Below are 16,572 nucleotides of genomic sequence, written 5' to 3'. Positions count from 1 at the left end.
TCTATGTATTGTTATGAATGAATAAAAAATAATTAATATCCGGGCGCTTGTACCATCTGCGGATTTTTGTATACCTCGTTATAGAATACCGGATTCAGGTACATGCGGTTTTCCCAAACATAGGGTGCATCAACGATGGTCCGCTTGTTAAACTCTTCAAATGTGGGGCTTTGAACTTCTGCATTCAAACCTTCCCGTTTGCCTGCTCCGAAGTATTTTGCTCCTTCTGCCCAACGGCGGACATCGAAGAAGCGATGGCCTTCATTCCATAATTCAACAAAACGCTCGTTGTGTACCCAGTCCTTGATAGTCATATTGCTTGTGACATCAGCTATCGTTAATTTAGGAATACCGGCACGTTCGCGAACAGGATTTAACGCATCAATGGCTTCCTGGGTATTTCCCAATGCTGCCTGGCATTCTGCCACGTTCAGATAGAGTTCAGCCAGACGGAATAAAATAGTAGGTGCACTTGTTCCGCTTGTAGAACCGCCGGCTGTATAGAATTCTGTTACCGGATCAACGAATTTCTGCGTCAGGAATCCTGTGACACTATGGTCTCGGTTGAACAGAGACGGATTATAACCGTGCATTTCTGCATTTCTCATTTCCAGCTTCAGCGGAGAACCTGCGGCAAATTTTGTTCCGTAGTCGCCACCGTCAAAAGCCATCCATGCATAGAAACGGGGCTCACGACCTACATTCAACTTGATAATGTCTTCGCGGGAAGAAAGTCCTGCCGACTCGAACCATTCCGAAGACGGAGTGAAATCGAGGTCTTTTTCCGGTAATTTTCCGTTAGCTGTATAGAAATGTTCGATTGTATATAATGTAGGAGACACGCCACTGTAACCTGCATGCCAGGTACCATCAGATTTCTTCAGAATGCGAAGTGGATAACGGGAATAAAAATCAAACTGGTTTGATAATCCCCAGATAATTTCTTTGTTTCCTTCAGATTCGCGTGTACTTACTGCATAGCGCATCTTCATTACGTTTTTCAGAAATTCTTTATTATCATCTACGTCCGCTACTCCGGGAACGAAAGGCAAGCTCAATGATTGTCTTGAATAATATTCATCGTCATCGTACAGTTCACGGTCGCCGGAAGTGGTAGCCAATGTCAGTGCTTCCTGACATGCTGCCAGTGCTCTTTCCCATTTACTTTTATCATAAGTATTGCTAACCAGTGCTTTGCCGTAACCCGGAGTTTCGAAATTCTCATTCTGCCAGTTAGGATAAGGAAAGCTTCCGTTCCATAAAGGAGATGCGGCATAAAGTAGCAAGCGGGCTTTTACGGCTTTCGCTATAGTAGAGGTAGCACGTCCCCATTCATTAGTAACAGTACGGTTGGCTGGAAGCACTTTAGCTGCTTCATCCAGCTGATTCGCAATCCAGTCTACACAATAGTCAAAGTGGAAACGTCCATTGTACTCTGACGTTGGGGTATCCATCGGAATATACGAGTCCGTGATTGGAATGGGGCCATATCTTCTTAAGGTCACAAAGTGATAATAAGCTACCAGAAACTGGCATTCAGCTCTCCATAGTTCTTTTTCGGCATCGGATGCAATGTCGCTTCCTGCATTTTCCAGCTTTTGTAAAAAGAGGTAGCATTGACCTATATATTGATAGGTAGTTGACCATAGCCAGTTTTGGTTAGTAGATGATGCGGTATTGAAAGCATATGCGCCCCAGTAGCCATCTGTGTTCCATGAATACGGAAGTACGTATTCGTCTGTCGTAGAATTTATTTCTCCCAGATAGGCGGAAGGTAAATCTGTACCGACGCCTCCGTAACAGGAATAAAGGAAGCCCAAAGCTCTGGTGGGGCTTGACATAGCATCGTCGATATTGGGTTGTTCAGGTGGAACAACGTCCAGATAATCACAGGAAGTTAAGCTAAATGCAGTTATCATAACTGCTATACTTATATGTTGAAAAATGCGTGTTAGTTTCATATTTTTTATCATAATAAATTAGAACTGAAGTTGAATTCCCACATTGACAGTCTTTTGCATAGGATAACTGTTCCAGGATGAAAGTTCCGGGTCCCAAAGGTCGAACGGGCTGAATGTGAATAGATTGGCTGCACTGACGAAAATGCGTCCGTAAGGTATTTTGTATCCTATCTCTACATTCTTTAGGCGGAGGAAGGAGCCGTTTCTTAGCCAGTAGCTGCTGTTTACCGTATTGTTGGCAACGTCTGTTGCAAGTAGTCCCAAGCGAGGATAGGTTGCATCCCAGTTCTGCTTTTCTTCCGACCAATAATTGTCGGCTATATATTTCAATACATTTCTGTTGCCGACGGCAATTCCTTCTTGGAAAGGATCAATGCCGTTTGTCATGATAGAGCGCAAGGCAGAGCCACTGAAGAAGATACCCAAATCAAACTTTTTGTAGTTGAGTGTTCCGCCAAACCCATATTGCAAGCGGGGAGTACTTCCATATTTGGAGATCATCGTCTGGTCATCCGAGTCAATGATTCCGTCACCGTTGAGGTCACGATATTTAATATCTCCGACTTTAGGTGTAGACCCCAGGTTCTGTGCGGGACTGTTGTCTATTTCTTCCTGCGATTTAAACAAACCTTCTGCGATGTAGCCGGTAATGCGTGAATAAGGCTTTCCGGTTTCTGACTTCCATATAGTCGGATATTCCGGTTCGTCTACATAGACCATTTTGTTTTTGTTGTATGTGAAGTTTGCCTGCAGGCTGACTGACAAATCTTTAGAGAAGTTGTTGGCATAATTAATGCTGAATTCCACTCCCTTATTATCCATTTTTCCAATGTTACTCCAGGGTTTGGCTATATGGTATGCCAAAGACTGCGGCCATGCTTCACGGTTCATAAAGATGTCGTAACGCTTGTCGTAGAAATAGTCGAATGTAAATGTCCAATTGCGGAACAGCGTGAAATCAACACCGATATCGAGCTTCTTTACCTTTTCCCATCCCAGACCGGACATTGCATAATATGCCATCTGAGGACCTCCCAATTGGTAGTCCATATTTTGTCCGGAAGTCCATTTCAGATATGACAGATCGTTATTTGTAATCTTATCTATATACAAGTAATAACTTCCTCCGGCTGTCGCCAGGTCGTCACTACCCACAAGACCGTAAGAACCTCTGATTTTCAGATTGTCCACTACATTTTTCATTGGTTCGAAGAAAGCTTCATTGCTTATCACCCATCCCAGAGATACGGCAGGGAAGAATTCGAAACGGTCTTCTTTGGCCAGACGTTCTGTACCGTTGTAGCCGAAGTTAAATTCAAACAGGTAACGTTGTCCGTAATCATAAGTCAGACGTCCGGAAAGTCCCTGGTTGCGGTTAGGCAATACATCACTTCTGTATTCACGTTGTTTGTAGAGCAACATGGCACCTACATTATGTAACCCGAACTGGCGGGCATAATTTAAATTGAACTGCAATTCGAATGTCTGGTCGGATGACTTTCCAATAGCCGACTGACTGATGTAATCGCTACCATCCGAATTCAGTAATTCCAGTTCATAGTCTGTATTTGCCAGGTCGGTTTCGTCGTAGCTTCCACTTTTTACGCGGTAGTAATAAGGAGCGATGCTGCGGTTAAAAGAAGAACTTGACCACGTTTTGAAATTTACAAAAGCGTTCACCTTAAGTCCTTTAGTGATAAAATCCAGATCCTGGTCTATCTTGATAACTGTGTTAAGTGTATTTTCGTTTGTTTCGGCAAAAGTAGTCATCATTTTTGCATAAGGGTTCGTATATAATGTATTCCCTGAAATGATGTTATTACCGTACATGATACGATCATCCTGACTTGGATAGGTAACAGGAAACTCTATGGGCGTAGTCGTCAGAATCTGTTTGAACAGATCTTCACTTGATACATTCGGGCTTTTCTTCTGGCGAATCTGAGCGTTCATGTTCATTTTGATCGTTGTCGTCGGAGTCAGTTTGTAAGCAATGTTATTCTGGAACGTATAGTTCATTATATTAATATTGTTGTTCCACGAATATGCTTTCTCCGTGTTCAGCAAGCCTGAATCATGGCTGACATCCAAACTCATATAATATTTCACTTTAGAACCACCACCTGAAATGTTGACGTTGGCACGTTGGCGCATACTCATATTTTTGAATAATACGTCTTGCCAGTTTACATCGGGATAAAGATAACGATTCACTCCGGAAGCAGTGCGTTCCATGTCCGTAGCGCTATATTTGGGCGAAGCAGAAGGGTTTCTGGCTAGTGCGGCTTTATTGTACATGTCCATATAAGTTGCTCCGTCCACAAATTCTGGGAACTTATCCAGATAGTTGAAAGAATTTTCTGCTGTAACGTTGATGGATGTTTTACTGTTATATTCTCCACCTTTGGTTGTAACGATCATTACACCGTTCGCACCACGTGAACCATAAATAGCGGTAGCAGATGCATCTTTAAGGATAGAAAAGCTTTCAATGTTCTCTGCCGGTACATAATTTAAGTCACCGGATGATATTTCTACGTCATCCAGAAGAATCAGAGGAGTTGCCCGTCCGCCGAAAGTTCCGATACCACGAATATAAAATTCGGCACCCGAACCAGGTTCTCCGGAATTTGTTTTAGCGATGACACCCGCCAACTTTCCGGCAAATGAGTTGGACAGAGTGGATGAGGGCAGTTTAAGGCTGGCACCTTTGATACTTGTGATGGCTCCCGTCACACTGACTTTCTTTTGAGTACCGGAACCGACTACGACCACTTCATTCAAAGTGTGATCGTCTCCTTCCAGTACAATCTTGATATTTCCGAGATCTTCTACAGGAACTTCGCGGGTTTTGTATCCGATATAAGTAACCACAAGAATCGTCTTGTTGTCAGGTATGGCAAGGCTGAAATTTCCGTCAATGTCCGAGATTGTACCGGTGTTTTTATCGCCTTTAATGGTGATGTTAGCTCCGATGATGGGGCTGTCGTCTACTGCATCTAAAATAGTACCCGTCACAATACGTTTTTTCTTTTGCTGGGTACTATTCGTTTTTTGTACATTGAGGATAACCTCTTTGTTTTTCACAATGTAGCTAATACCGCTATCTTTGAAAACTTCGTTCAGGATTTCGTCAATGGAACCGTTACAATTAATATCTTTCCGTTGCTTGTTTTCCAAGTCTGCAGCATTGTAGAAAAACGTATAGTCACTGTTTTTTTCTATCAGCTGGATAGCTTGCATAATAGTGATTGATTGCCCCTTAATGGATATGTGTCCCTGGGCTCCAAGAGCTGATAAGGGGTAGAAGAGCAAAGTGAGTGCGATATGCTTTAGATACCGCCTCCAATAACAACTGTGATTTTTTTTCATGATTTAACTTGTTGTGAGGTTAAATATTGGGTTAATTATTAGAAATATGGTTAATTATATATTACTATCTCATTATTCTGATTTTTATATGTAAGGTTGAGGCTGAAACAGAGTTTTTCGATTACATCGTTCAAACTCTCGTCATAGCGGATGCTTCCTGTGAATGAAGATTGTTCGGTAAACTTTCCTACTAAAATAATGTTTGACTGGTATATTTGATTTACAATAGAAATGAGCTGGGGCAATGGGGTATCTTTGAAATTATATCTTCCGTCTTTCCAGTTGATATTCATTATATTTTCGACTTGCGTTTGTGCATTGTTTGGATTGTACATTACCTTTTGTGCCGGAGACATGACAATTTTCTCTCCTGTAGATTCTACATTGAATTCTATTTTACCATGAAACAGTGTGATTTCGTTTCTTTCGGCATTCGTTTGTTGGATCTGGAAACAGGTTCCCTTTACTTCTATAAACGCTTTGTTGATATGCACTTGGAAGAAACTGCCTTCCTGTTTGTATACCTCAAAAAATGAGTTGCCTTCCAGCCAGACTTCTCTTTTCTGATTAAATGCTTTTGCATACTTAATGGAACTTCCCGGTTCCATCCATACTTTTGTGCTATCCGGCAAAATGTACATTTGGTTTTGCTGGGCTATTACCTTTATGAATTCGTCCTCGATATTGTTCCTGACCGAATTCACCCAAAGTCCTCCTATTGTTAGTAAAAGAGCAAGTGAAGCTACGGCAAAGTACCATCTTAGTTCTGATAGAACTAAGATAAAAAAAACAGTTCGTTGGAAAATATTTTCTTTATTTTCTATTTATAATGCTCTTGTTATAAGATGATTATGATATGAATATGCATTTTTCTATTTTTTTTGTGGAAGAGATGTGGGGATAGACCTGACTCAAGTGTATTTATAATATACGAGTAATTATAAATAGAATAATAGTAAAGTGAAATAGCATGGATAAAGATATAAAAATGAATTTGATTAAAGGTTTGCTGTCGGGGCGGCTAACTAAAAAGCAGCGAAGAGGCTATGCTGAGCTGGAATCAGTGGATAAAGAATTGAAAATACAATGGAATGAATCTGGAAATAAAACGATAGATTTAAAAATAAAAGAACAGATATGGGAGAAAGTAAAAGCAAGATGTATAGATAGGAAAAAAGATAAAGTTCTATCAGAACTTGGTATATAAAAATAATAAGGTTCTTTTTAGAGCATCTGTTTAATGGAAAAAAGATAACTTTATTCTGAATAAAAATCAAGAAAAATGTTGTGCTTAATGGTTATTTCCTTATTTTTGTAACACAATTGAAAACAAATGAAGGAGACGATAATTTTAGAAAAGGTAAAAGTTGGGGATGCATCTGCATTCTCTTTGTTGTATGACCTTTATTGGTTGAAGGTCTATAATTTTGCGCGACTTTATATTACTTCGTCTTCCGCGATTTCAGAAGTAGTGCAGGATGTTTTCGTGAAACTCTGGGAGTCGAGAGAATTTTTGGATGTTACAAAAAATTTTGATGGATTTCTTTTTATGATTACCCGCAATATCATATTCAATTATTCGCGCAGGTATTTTAATGAATTGAATTTTAAGATGACGGTTTTAAAAGGAATTGAGAATTCATATGATATAGAAGAGGAACTGGATGCTGCTGATTTGAAGAACTATATTGATAAATTGATTTCGCAGCTTCCGGCCAGGCGGCAGCAGATTTTTAGAATGAGCCGTGAAGAGCATTTGTCTAACCGGGAAATCGCAGAACGTTGTGCGGTCAGTGAAAAAGCGATAGAACGGCAGATAACCTTAGCATTGAAATTTATAAAAGAGAACCTGCCTTTATTCGTTGTATTTATGGGATAATGCTTAAACGTATCCGCATTCAGGTATGAATACGAATACGTTTAGCTGCTTGCAGACCTTTGTATATCTTATTTTTTTAGTTTGAAGTAAGGGTTCTTGCTGATTTTTACATCTGAAGGTCTCATCTTTTCAATTTTAACGGTACGTCCTAATACATCTCCTTCGATTTTATTGTTCGAAATAACTACTGATCTGCATGCTTCCAGCGTGATACCCTCCTTGCGATAGTGATAAGGCTGGTAAGTAGTATCGCGTATAAGTGTATTGGAAGAGAAAGTGAGTTCGTCTACCGAGCGTGCAAAGAGAATCGGATAGTCGAAAAGATGGAAGGTGTTATCCACAATGCGTATATTACGATGATATGGATATTTTTGCTCGGGTGTCGGTATCTCAGGATCAATGCTAATCACTGCTTCACAGAACTGATAGAGTGAAGAATTGCAAGGATAGCGAAAATCATTGTTGCGTATCAGCACATCTTTGACCGCTCCCGATTCATACCATGCATTTGCATCTCCGGCAATCAGAATGGCAGAACCGCTGGATTCGAATACATTGTTCTCAATGATAACCTTACCGGGCGTAGATACGAGCAAACCACGTGCCCGGCAACTTCCAAAATGACAGTTACGTATTTCCGCATCGGGTGTACAGGTCAGATTCTCTATTACATATCCCGCTTCCACTCCGGCTGGAAGTGGCGCTGATAGCTCGATGATGAATTCAGCTTTATTCAGTGTTTCAAACTTATTTATTTTGCCGGTAGCTACGGTGCGCATGGTTTTATGTTCTATAAATCCGATTGTTTCGTCCGGACGGCCCCATTCCATACCTTCGCTCATATCCTGCATAAACTTGCATTTGATACGGGTAGGAGAAAGAACTTCCATAATCCGGGAACATGTTCCGTGAATGTTGATCGGATCATCCATCAATCCGGCCCAGCTACAGTTCTCGATCTTGAGAAGTCCACTGCATCCCATAAAGTGGAAACCATCGTCATGTCCGCTCAATACGCGCTTTTTAGAAGCATTCGGAATGACATGTACATCATTAAATGATATATTCTTACTGTATTGTGATAAGATGCCCAGTCCGCAGGTATGGAATAACTTCAGATTTTCCAGTTTAGTATCCATGCTGTGATAGATGAAAATACCGGCATGGTCACGGGTGCTATGTCGTAACACAAGGATCGTGCCTGGTGCAGGGAAGAATTTTTCTGCTTCTCTTTTAGGATCGGATAAACGCACTAGTCCGGGTTTTACTTCCATGGCATCGTATGAACGCCATCCTAAATTGTCGCCTGTGTTCGGCAGGACAAGATGAGTGTTGGGATCAAACTGCATGATAGCCCAAAGACTGCTTTTCCATCCTTCACCGACAAAAGTCAGGCGTTTGTTTTCTATAATATAAGGATATTGACGGGAGTCAATCTCAATTTCAAGATAATCGGGAGCAGACTGAGTGACAATCCCTTGTGCAGTTAATGGTATTTCCCAGTCAACGGAAAAGTTCTTTAGAGTAATATTCCGGCAGTGATCCAGCGTGAATGGCTGCATCCGGCCGTGCATGATAAATTCAGAGCCATTGCCGTCAATCGTCAGATCATTGATTTGTTCCAGTAGCACAGCTAGAATTTTCGGATTAATGTCGTAGGTATTCGTTTCATGATAGTCTTTTTCAATGGCATGCTGTGCCCAGAAGTCATATCTTCCTTTCGGAAAGACGAGGGTGGAGCCGGGATGTTGTCTGCAAGCCTCGATTGCCTTTTGTATAAATGGAACCGAGTTGATGCGGCTGTCGGGTTTCAAGCCAAAATCGGATACGGAAATAATCTTGCTTGCCGAAATACTATTTGTGCAAAGTAAAAGTACAGCTAACAAGCATGTTTTTAATGATAAAAATGTTCTCATGTGTTTTTATGGTTTTGGGGGTAAATAAATGCTAATGTGTATGTTCTTTCCAGATGCCTCTGGTAAAGTCCGGTATTTCTACAGGCATACTGCCGTTTAATGCCGATTTTTCGCTTAATTCGGTGATGCACGACCATTCGGCTGCATCGTACACATCCATGTCAAGAGGCAATCCGTTGCGCAGGCAGTATATTAGCCGGTAATCCATAACGTAGTTCATTTCGTTGGGTAATCCTTTGCGATGCGCTTCCTCACCGATAGTGGCGCTAAAGGGATGTTTATAGCGGGTCAGTATTTCCTCCAATGCTTCTCCTTCCAGCGGAGCGTCTCCGTGGGAATCCAGTGTGATGCAAGGTACCGGATATTTTTGTGCGAAGCCGAGTGTACCGCATACTGTTTGCAAACGGCTGTAAGGTCGGGGAGTGGATATATTATACTGAAGCATGATCGTTTTTCCTTTGGCTGTATGGATAAGGGTGGTGTTGACATCTCCTAGTTTATATTTCTGCCGGGCTTCCGGTGAATCTTCGCCAAATCTCTTCCGGGCATACTCGCTCATGCCAGCCTGATGGGTAGACATGGATACGAGATATTCCATTCTGTCGCTACGGTGAATATCGAGAATCTGGCAAGCAGGTCCCAGACCATGAGTCGGGTAGGGATTGCCTGTATGCTCGATACTATATCTCTTTCCCCAGTGATTGTGGTAGCCGCCTTCGCTCTCTTCGGCAAAATACATAGAGCGGAGATCGTGAATATATGCACCTTCTACATGCATAATTTCTCCGAGCACACCTTGGCGTGCCATTTCGAGCGTAGTCAGAGCAAAGGGATCATAGCAGCAATTTTCCAGCATGATACAGTGACGTCTTGTCTTTTCTGCGGTATCTACCAGTTGCCAGCATTCAGCTATGTTCATGGCAGCCGGGACTTCTATGGCTACATGTTTGCCGCATTCCATTGCATAAGATGCCATTTGGGCATGAGTGAGCCAGTCTGTACAGATGAATATTAAATCCAGATCACTGCATTCGCACATCTTTCGCCAGCCTTCCGGTCCGGTATATCCTGTGGCTTCGGGTTGCTTTGCTTCTTTTAGTATGAGTTGGGCCTTGTGCAGATTGCCTTCCCTGATTTCACTGAGGGCTTTGACGGTCGTTCCTTCTATTTGCAGATATCGCTGCAGGGTGAGTAACCCTCGATTCCCCAATCCTATAATTCCGATGCGGACAATTGGGATAGGGGGGTGTGCCAATTGCAGTACGCGTGACCGCGTTGGAGAATCTTTCATGTTCTTAGAGGTTTAAAGTAATACAAAAAAAGAGAATCTAATTTCTCAGATTCTCTTTGAAGAGCGGAAGACGGGGCTCAAACCCGCGACCCTCAGCTTGGAAGGCTAATGCTCTATCAACTGAGCTACTTCCGCAATTTTTGTGGGCAAAGATGGATTCGAACCACCGAAGTCGAAAGACAGCAGATTTACAGTCTGCCCCATTTGGCCACTCTGGTATTTGCCCTTTTTTGCTTTTGAGAAGGTTTGTTTCTCAATTGCGGTGCAAAGATACGACTATTTATTTAAACTCCAAACAAAATCGATCATTTTTATTGCAGAAATTGCACATTCGTCTCCTTTGTTACCCAGTTTACCACCGGCGCGATCTTCTGCTTGTTCCATCGTATTAGTGGTAATTAATCCGTAAATGACTGGTATGTCGCCAGTTGCGTTTAATTCGGTAATTCCTTGAGTCGCTCCCATACAGACATAATCAAAATGTGGAGTATCTCCTTTAATGACGCAACCAATTGCAATAATTGCATCCACATCGCAATTTTCCATCATTTGATTGGCGCCGAAGGTCAGTTCGAAACTTCCCGGTACAGTTTTTACCAGAATATTTTCATCTTTTACTCCATGTTTTTTTAATGTATTGACTGCGCCGTTCAGCAAAGCTCCGGTGATATTGAAATTCCATTCGGATACAACGATGCCGAATTTCATGTTTTCAGCGTTTGGAACAGAATTGAAATCGTATTCGGATAAGTTATGGTATGCTGTTGCCATAATTGTAGTAATTAAAGGGGTTATAAATGTAGGATTTATAAAAGGCACGGATTACATGGATTTCACGGTAGCTTCGCATAATTGCATTAGTACGTGACGTACTAAAAACCGTGAAATCCGTGTAATCCGTGCCTAATCTTCTATTATGTATATAATAAGGAATATTACTTCTTCATCAGTTTAGCCTGTTCGATGTATTTGTCGATGTCCATAGCCTGATAAGACTGGAAGTATTTATCCTTGATCTTGGTATAGGCATTAACGGCATCGTCATATTTTCCTTGTTTTACCAGAATTTCTCCGGCTTGCATCAGGAAGATAGGGCTTAATGAGTTGTTGTCAGCTTTGTCTGCTGCAGATATCAGGGTAGAAGCGGCTTTGTCCAGCTGACCCAGTTGTGCGTAGCAGTTACCTGTTGCACCGAGGATTGCAGGAGCTACCATCTGGTCGTTTCCGTTGAAACCATCAAGCATCTTCACAGCTTCGTCATATTTACCTAGTTGTGCGTAGCAAATTCCTGCATAAGCTTTTGCCAGATTAGCAGCCTTAGTGCCGCTATATTCATCAGCTACTTTGAGGAAACCTACATAACCAATACTATCACCGTTCAGTGCTTGTTCATAAGCATCTTGTTCAAAGTATTCCTGTCCTTTGAAAAGAGCAGCCTGTGCCTTTTCTTCACGTGGTTCAGCATAGAGGTTCTTGTACATGATAAAACCTGCTACGATGATAATCACGGCTACAACACCGCCGATGATTGCGTTTTTGTACTTAACAAGAAATGCTTCCGATTGTGTCAGTGCATCTTCTACGTTCAGATGTTCATTCTGATTCTTTTGTTCTGCCATTTTTATATGATTCTTTTTGTTATTATTCATCGTTTGATAATTCGACTCGCAAAAGTAGTTTTTTTATATCTACAAACGAAATTTAGAGGCATCTTTTTTTGTTTTACGCTCGAAAACCTCGAAAAACTTGCTACTTTTGTGAACAAATTAACGCGTATACAATGATACTGAAACGGATATCCATATTAAACTATAAGAATCTGGAGCAAGTGGAGATCGGATTCTCCGCCAAACTGAACTGCTTCTTCGGACAGAACGGAATGGGAAAGACGAATTTGCTGGATGCAGTGTATTTCTTGTCTTTCTGCAAAAGCTCGGGCAATCCGATTGATTCGCAGAACATTCGGCACGAGCAGGATTTCTTTGTCATTCAAGGCTTTTATGAAGCGGAAGATGGTACACCGGAGGAGATTTATTGCGGGATGAAGCGCCGTTCGAAAAAGCAGTTCAAGCGAAATAAGAAAGAATACAGCCGCTTCTCCGATCATATCGGCTTCCTGCCGCTGGTGATGGTTTCGCCTGCCGATTCGGAGCTGATAGCTGGAGGAAGTGACGAACGTCGCCGCTTTATGGATGTTGTGATCTCTCAATATGATAAGGAATACCTGGAAGCATTGATACGCTATAATAAGGCATTGGCACAGCGCAATACCTTATTGAAAAGTGAATCTCCGCTAGAGGAAGAGTTGTTTCTGGTCTGGGAGGAGATGATGGCACAGGCGGGCGAAATTGTTTTTCGTAAACGGGAAGCATTCATCGAAGAGTTTATACCTATTTTCCAGTCGTTCTATTCCTTTATTTCCCAAGATAAAGAACAGGTAGGATTATCCTATGATTCGCATGCACGGGATGCTTCTTTGCTGGAAGTGCTGAAGCAAAGCCGTGAGCGGGATAAGATCATGGGATTCTCTTTGCGGGGGATTCATAAAGACGAGCTGAATATGCTGTTGGGCGACTTCCCGATCAAGAAGGAAGGTTCGCAGGGACAGAATAAAACTTATCTGGTGGCATTGAAACTGGCACAATTTGATTTCCTGAAGCGTACGGGAAGAACCATTCCTTTGCTGCTGCTGGATGATATCTTTGATAAGCTGGACGCTTCGCGGGTAGAACAGATTGTCAAGTTGGTAGCCGGTGACAGCTTTGGTCAGATATTTATAACGGACACTAACCGGGAGCATTTGGATCGTATTCTGCAAAAGGTAGGCAGTGATTATAAAATATTCCGCGTAGATCAGGGTGTCATCAATGAAATGGGGGCTGGACAATGAAGCGGAACGATGCCGAACAGATAGGAAAACTAATTCAGCAATACCTGCGTCAGGAGAGTCTGGAGTCTCCTCTGAACGAGCAGCGGTTGCTGGATGCCTGGCCGCAGGTGTTGGGGCCGGCGGCAAGCTATACCAGTAATCTTTATATTCGTAACCAGACGCTGTATGTACATCTCACCTCTGCTGCCCTTCGTCAGGAACTGATGATGGGGCGGGAGTTGTTGGTGCGTACTCTGAATCAGAGGGTAGGGGCTACGGTTATTACAAACATTATTTTTCGTTGAGGAAAGGAATCCTGTCTGTCACTTTCATTCCCAGTTTCCGGAGTGTTTCGTTTGCCCGGTCATAATAGAACGGAGTTTCCAGATATTGGTTGCTATGAGCATCCACTCCGATAATGGCAGTACAGCCTTCGTGTGCCGCTATTTCCCAGAAAGCAGGGTGGGGAATGGTTATCAGCCCATGTTTATCATTGTAATCTTCGTAGCCGATATTATATTCCAGAGGCAGATTCAGGCGGGCAGCTGTCCGGCAGATATGCCTGCTGATCAGTTTGCAATGGCGGTCGAATGAGGGATAGGAGCGCATGAACAGATCGGGGTGTGCCAGATAAGCAAATAGCCCGCTCTCCATTCCTTCAATTGCACTTTCTTCATAAAGTTCGAGCATATCTACCGTATGGGTGTTTCGTCCGAAATAAGGGAACTTCTCATCTGTATGGAAATGGTGGTTTCCGAAGATGATATAATCCAGCTGGTACTCTTTGATGATTCCTTTTAGCCAGGGAATATATTCCGGAAAGTATTCGCATTCCAGTCCGATTTTGATGCTGATCTGGTCTTTGTATTTTTCTTGCAGCCAGCGTAGGCTTTCTACATAGCCCGGTAGCTGTTCGGGAGTCATCCGGATGTCGGACACATAATCGGTGTGGTATTTCCACGGAGTGTGGTCAGAGAAACCAAGTTCCTGATAACCGCCTTTGATGGCGCTTAAAACAAATTCTTCGTCACTCCCTGTCGCATGAAGGCAGCGGGTGGTGTGGGTGTGATAATTCGTCCTCATTACTTGTTATAATTATGTCCATGCAGATATCGAATGTTTCTGCCGGAACTTCTTCTACTACTTGAAATGGAAAGCAGATACCTGCTTTGTAAGCTGCGGGAATACGTGGAAGCAGTCGGTCATAATAGCCTTTTCCTCGTCCCAGCCGGTTTCCTTTCCGATCGAAAGCAACACCGGGAACAGCGATAAAGTTTATGCTGGCATAGTCTGTGAATGTTTCTCCAACGGGCTCTTCAATACCGTAAGTGCCGGTTGCCATATCTTCGGGACCGGTATAGAGGCGTAATTCCAAATCATCGCCGACAACTACCGGGAGCAATATTCGTTTCTCATTGCTCCATTTCCGGATAAATGCATGTGTGTCTACTTCATCTTTGAGCGAATGGTAGAGCAATACAGTAGTTGCCGCCCTGAAAGCCGGATGGGCTTCGAGGGCGGCAAGTATTTTAGCTGATTGCAGCTTCTGCAAAGTCGAAGATTCGTGTTGGATCTTCAGTGATGCCATAAGCTTGCGCAGTTCTTTTTTTCTTTCCATCTTTCTTTTCTTTCGTCACTTCCTCTTCTGTCTCGACAGGGGCTTTCGGGAAAGCTTCACCTTTTTCGAGCAGCTCTATACCTTGCTGTACGGTAGCATCCGATTTATTAAAGTATTTCAGATAAGCTTCCAGTCCCAGCATATTATAGATGATGTTGCCATAGATATTCGCTTCCAGACGTTTGTATGATTTCTGGATCAGAATGTTTCTTCTCTTTACACCTTTGGTATCGGCGAAGCGGATAAACTGCTCTACCAGACCTTGGTGACGGAGGTAGTTCAGTAACTCTTCTTCCGTTTCGTACTGGCTCAGTTTCTTCCGGTTGTTGTCCGTGTACTGGAAAGTAAACTGAAGAGTCAGTCCGCGGTTGATTACGGATGACAGATAAGAAGTGACTCCGGTGGTATCCTGTGGTACAAATACGTCCGGCATGATGCCACCACCGCCATAAACAGTACGTCCCAGGCTGGTGAGATAACGTTCGTTCTCGTTTTGTTTGATGCTGTCGCGTGAGAAGAACTCACCATGTTCGTAGCGGTTGTATAAGTCCAGTTCATAATTCCTGTCTTTACCACTTTCGTAAGGACGTTGGATACAGCGTCCCGAAGGAGTATAGTAGCGGGCGATCGTCAGACGGATTGCAGAGCCGTCGCTGAAGTCGATCGGTTGTTGTACCAATCCCTTTCCGAAAGAACGGCGTCCTACCACTGTACCTCGGTCGTTGTCCTGAATTGCTCCGGTAAAGATTTCGCTGGCGGAAGCAGAGCCTTCGTCAATCAATACGACCAATGGCATTTTCTGGCAGCTACCCGTACCGTTGGCAAATTCTTCCGAACGCGGATATTTACGTCCTTGTGTATATACAATCAGTTTGCCTTCGGGCAGGAATTCATTCACCATGCGGATAGCAGCTTCCATATATCCTCCTGTATTGCCGCGAAGGTCGATAATCAGTCCTTTGCATTTCTTATGGTTGAGTTGAGCCAGAGCATTCAGCAATTCTACATGGCTGGTACGTCCGAACTTACTGACCTTTACATAACCGATATCATCGTTCAGCATATACGCGGCATCCACAGTGTTCTGAGGAATGTCTCCGCGGGTGATGGTGAAGTCCAGTAATTTAGGTTCTCCAACGCGCTTGACACCCAGTTTGACCTGCGATCCTTTAGGACCCTTCAGCGTGCGCATGGCCAGTTCGTTGTTCAGCTTCTTGCCGACAAACAGACTGTCGTCTACGTTGACAATCCGGTCACCTGCCATGAGTCCCACTTTCTCGGATGGACCTCCCTGAATAACGGCATTCACATGAATCGTATCATTCTGTATTGTAAACTGGATACCGATTCCACTGAAACTGCCTTCCAGTTCCGAATTGACTTCTTCAAGATTCTGTGCGGGAATGTAAGTAGAGTGTGGGTCCAGTTCTGCCAGAATCTGCGGCATAGCTTTTTCCACGAGGTCGGTCATGTTTACAGTGTCTACATATTGATCGTCTACGATTCTCAACAGCGCATTCAGCTTGTTGGAAGAACCGTTGATGATTCCCAGACGGTTGCCGGCGAAGTGCTTGGCATAAAACGTACCGATAAGAATACCGGCTACCACGCTGATAGCTATGATGATAGGTGTAAAACGTGAAGAGTTTCTTGTACTCATGTCTAT

General features: G+C 43.0%; 14 protein-coding genes and 2 tRNA genes. 4 read left to right on the top strand and 12 right to left on the bottom strand.

The features are described 5' to 3' along the window. Positions 1–32: 32 nt before the first annotated feature. From HMPREF2794_RS13070 to HMPREF2794_RS13060, 3 genes are read right to left on the bottom strand one after another with little or no spacing between them, the layout of a single operon-like run. Positions 33–1,973 (bottom strand): RagB/SusD family nutrient uptake outer membrane protein, encoded by a 1,941-nt coding sequence (locus HMPREF2794_RS13070; protein ID WP_032836781.1) that lies wholly within the window; start codon positions 1,971–1,973, stop codon positions 33–35. A 6-nt stretch (positions 1,974–1,979) separates the two neighbouring features. Further along, positions 1,980–5,333: a TonB-dependent receptor gene (locus HMPREF2794_RS13065; RefSeq protein WP_070751655.1), complete on the bottom strand. Its 3,354-nt coding sequence runs from the start codon at positions 5,331–5,333 to the stop codon at positions 1,980–1,982. A 50-nt stretch (positions 5,334–5,383) separates the two neighbouring features. Further along, positions 5,384–6,037, bottom strand: coding sequence for a FecR family protein (locus HMPREF2794_RS13060; protein ID WP_029425347.1), 654 nt, complete (start codon positions 6,035–6,037; stop codon positions 5,384–5,386). Between the two features lie 266 nt (positions 6,038–6,303). On the opposite strand from HMPREF2794_RS13060, the gene HMPREF2794_RS13055 reads away from it, so the two are divergent. Continuing rightward, complete coding sequence (locus HMPREF2794_RS13055) at positions 6,304–6,540, top strand: hypothetical protein (protein ID WP_010536854.1); 237 nt, start codon at positions 6,304–6,306, stop codon at positions 6,538–6,540. Positions 6,541–6,666: 126 nt separating this feature from the next. After that, positions 6,667–7,212: an RNA polymerase sigma-70 factor gene (locus HMPREF2794_RS13050; RefSeq protein WP_010536855.1), complete on the top strand. Its 546-nt coding sequence runs from the start codon at positions 6,667–6,669 to the stop codon at positions 7,210–7,212. 68 nt (positions 7,213–7,280) lie between these two features. Here HMPREF2794_RS13050 and HMPREF2794_RS13045 read toward each other — a convergent pair whose 3' ends face one another. The 6 genes from HMPREF2794_RS13045 to HMPREF2794_RS13020 form a co-directional block, all read right to left on the bottom strand. Beyond that, positions 7,281–9,128, bottom strand: a complete 1,848-nt coding sequence (locus HMPREF2794_RS13045) for a right-handed parallel beta-helix repeat-containing protein (RefSeq protein ID WP_070751654.1) — start codon at positions 9,126–9,128, stop codon at positions 7,281–7,283. Positions 9,129–9,159: 31 nt separating this feature from the next. Then, positions 9,160–10,419, bottom strand: a complete 1,260-nt coding sequence (locus HMPREF2794_RS13040) for a Gfo/Idh/MocA family protein (protein WP_010536857.1) — start codon at positions 10,417–10,419, stop codon at positions 9,160–9,162. 62 nt (positions 10,420–10,481) lie between these two features. Continuing rightward, positions 10,482–10,554: transfer RNA gene (locus HMPREF2794_RS13035), tRNA-Gly, on the bottom strand. A gap of 8 nt (positions 10,555–10,562) precedes the next feature. Continuing rightward, positions 10,563–10,645: transfer RNA gene (locus tag HMPREF2794_RS13030), tRNA-Tyr, on the bottom strand. A 50-nt stretch (positions 10,646–10,695) separates the two neighbouring features. Then, on the bottom strand, positions 10,696–11,190 hold the full coding sequence (gene ribH / locus HMPREF2794_RS13025) for a 6,7-dimethyl-8-ribityllumazine synthase (protein WP_008764452.1): 495 nt from the start codon (positions 11,188–11,190) through the stop codon (positions 10,696–10,698). A gap of 164 nt (positions 11,191–11,354) precedes the next feature. Then, positions 11,355–12,038, bottom strand: a complete 684-nt coding sequence (locus HMPREF2794_RS13020) for a tetratricopeptide repeat protein (RefSeq protein WP_010536858.1) — start codon at positions 12,036–12,038, stop codon at positions 11,355–11,357. Between the two features lie 161 nt (positions 12,039–12,199). On the opposite strand from HMPREF2794_RS13020, the gene HMPREF2794_RS13015 reads away from it, so the two are divergent. Then, positions 12,200–13,309 (top strand): DNA replication/repair protein RecF, encoded by a 1,110-nt coding sequence (locus HMPREF2794_RS13015; RefSeq protein ID WP_070751653.1) that lies wholly within the window; start codon positions 12,200–12,202, stop codon positions 13,307–13,309. Further along, positions 13,306–13,593, top strand: a complete 288-nt coding sequence (locus tag HMPREF2794_RS13010; protein ID WP_008764453.1) for a DciA family protein — start codon at positions 13,306–13,308, stop codon at positions 13,591–13,593. The genes HMPREF2794_RS13015 and HMPREF2794_RS13010 overlap by 4 nt, the downstream gene beginning before the upstream one ends. Here the strand turns inward: HMPREF2794_RS13010 and HMPREF2794_RS13005 are convergent. From HMPREF2794_RS13005 to HMPREF2794_RS12995, 3 genes are read right to left on the bottom strand one after another with little or no spacing between them, the layout of a single operon-like run. Next, positions 13,580–14,371 carry a histidinol-phosphatase gene (locus HMPREF2794_RS13005; RefSeq protein WP_055270314.1) on the bottom strand — a complete coding sequence of 264 codons (792 nt, stop codon included), beginning with the start codon at positions 14,369–14,371 and terminating at the stop codon, positions 13,580–13,582. The two genes, HMPREF2794_RS13010 and HMPREF2794_RS13005, sit on opposite strands and share 14 nt — an antisense overlap. Continuing rightward, positions 14,316–14,840, bottom strand: a complete 525-nt coding sequence (locus tag HMPREF2794_RS13000; RefSeq protein ID WP_029425348.1) for a 5-formyltetrahydrofolate cyclo-ligase — start codon at positions 14,838–14,840, stop codon at positions 14,316–14,318. Before HMPREF2794_RS13000 ends, HMPREF2794_RS13005 begins: the two co-directional genes overlap by 56 nt. Then, entirely contained in the window at positions 14,818–16,566 is a 1,749-nt protein-coding gene (locus tag HMPREF2794_RS12995; RefSeq protein WP_010536862.1) for a S41 family peptidase, read from the bottom strand. Before HMPREF2794_RS12995 ends, HMPREF2794_RS13000 begins: the two co-directional genes overlap by 23 nt. Positions 16,567–16,572 lie beyond the last annotated feature (6 nt).

Source organism: Bacteroides sp. HMSC067B03 (assembly GCF_001811315.1).
GTDB classification, from domain to species: domain Bacteria; phylum Bacteroidota; class Bacteroidia; order Bacteroidales; family Bacteroidaceae; genus Bacteroides; species Bacteroides faecis.
Note: the sequence above shows the minus strand (reverse complement) of the source record. Positions and strands in the feature narration are given on the sequence as shown.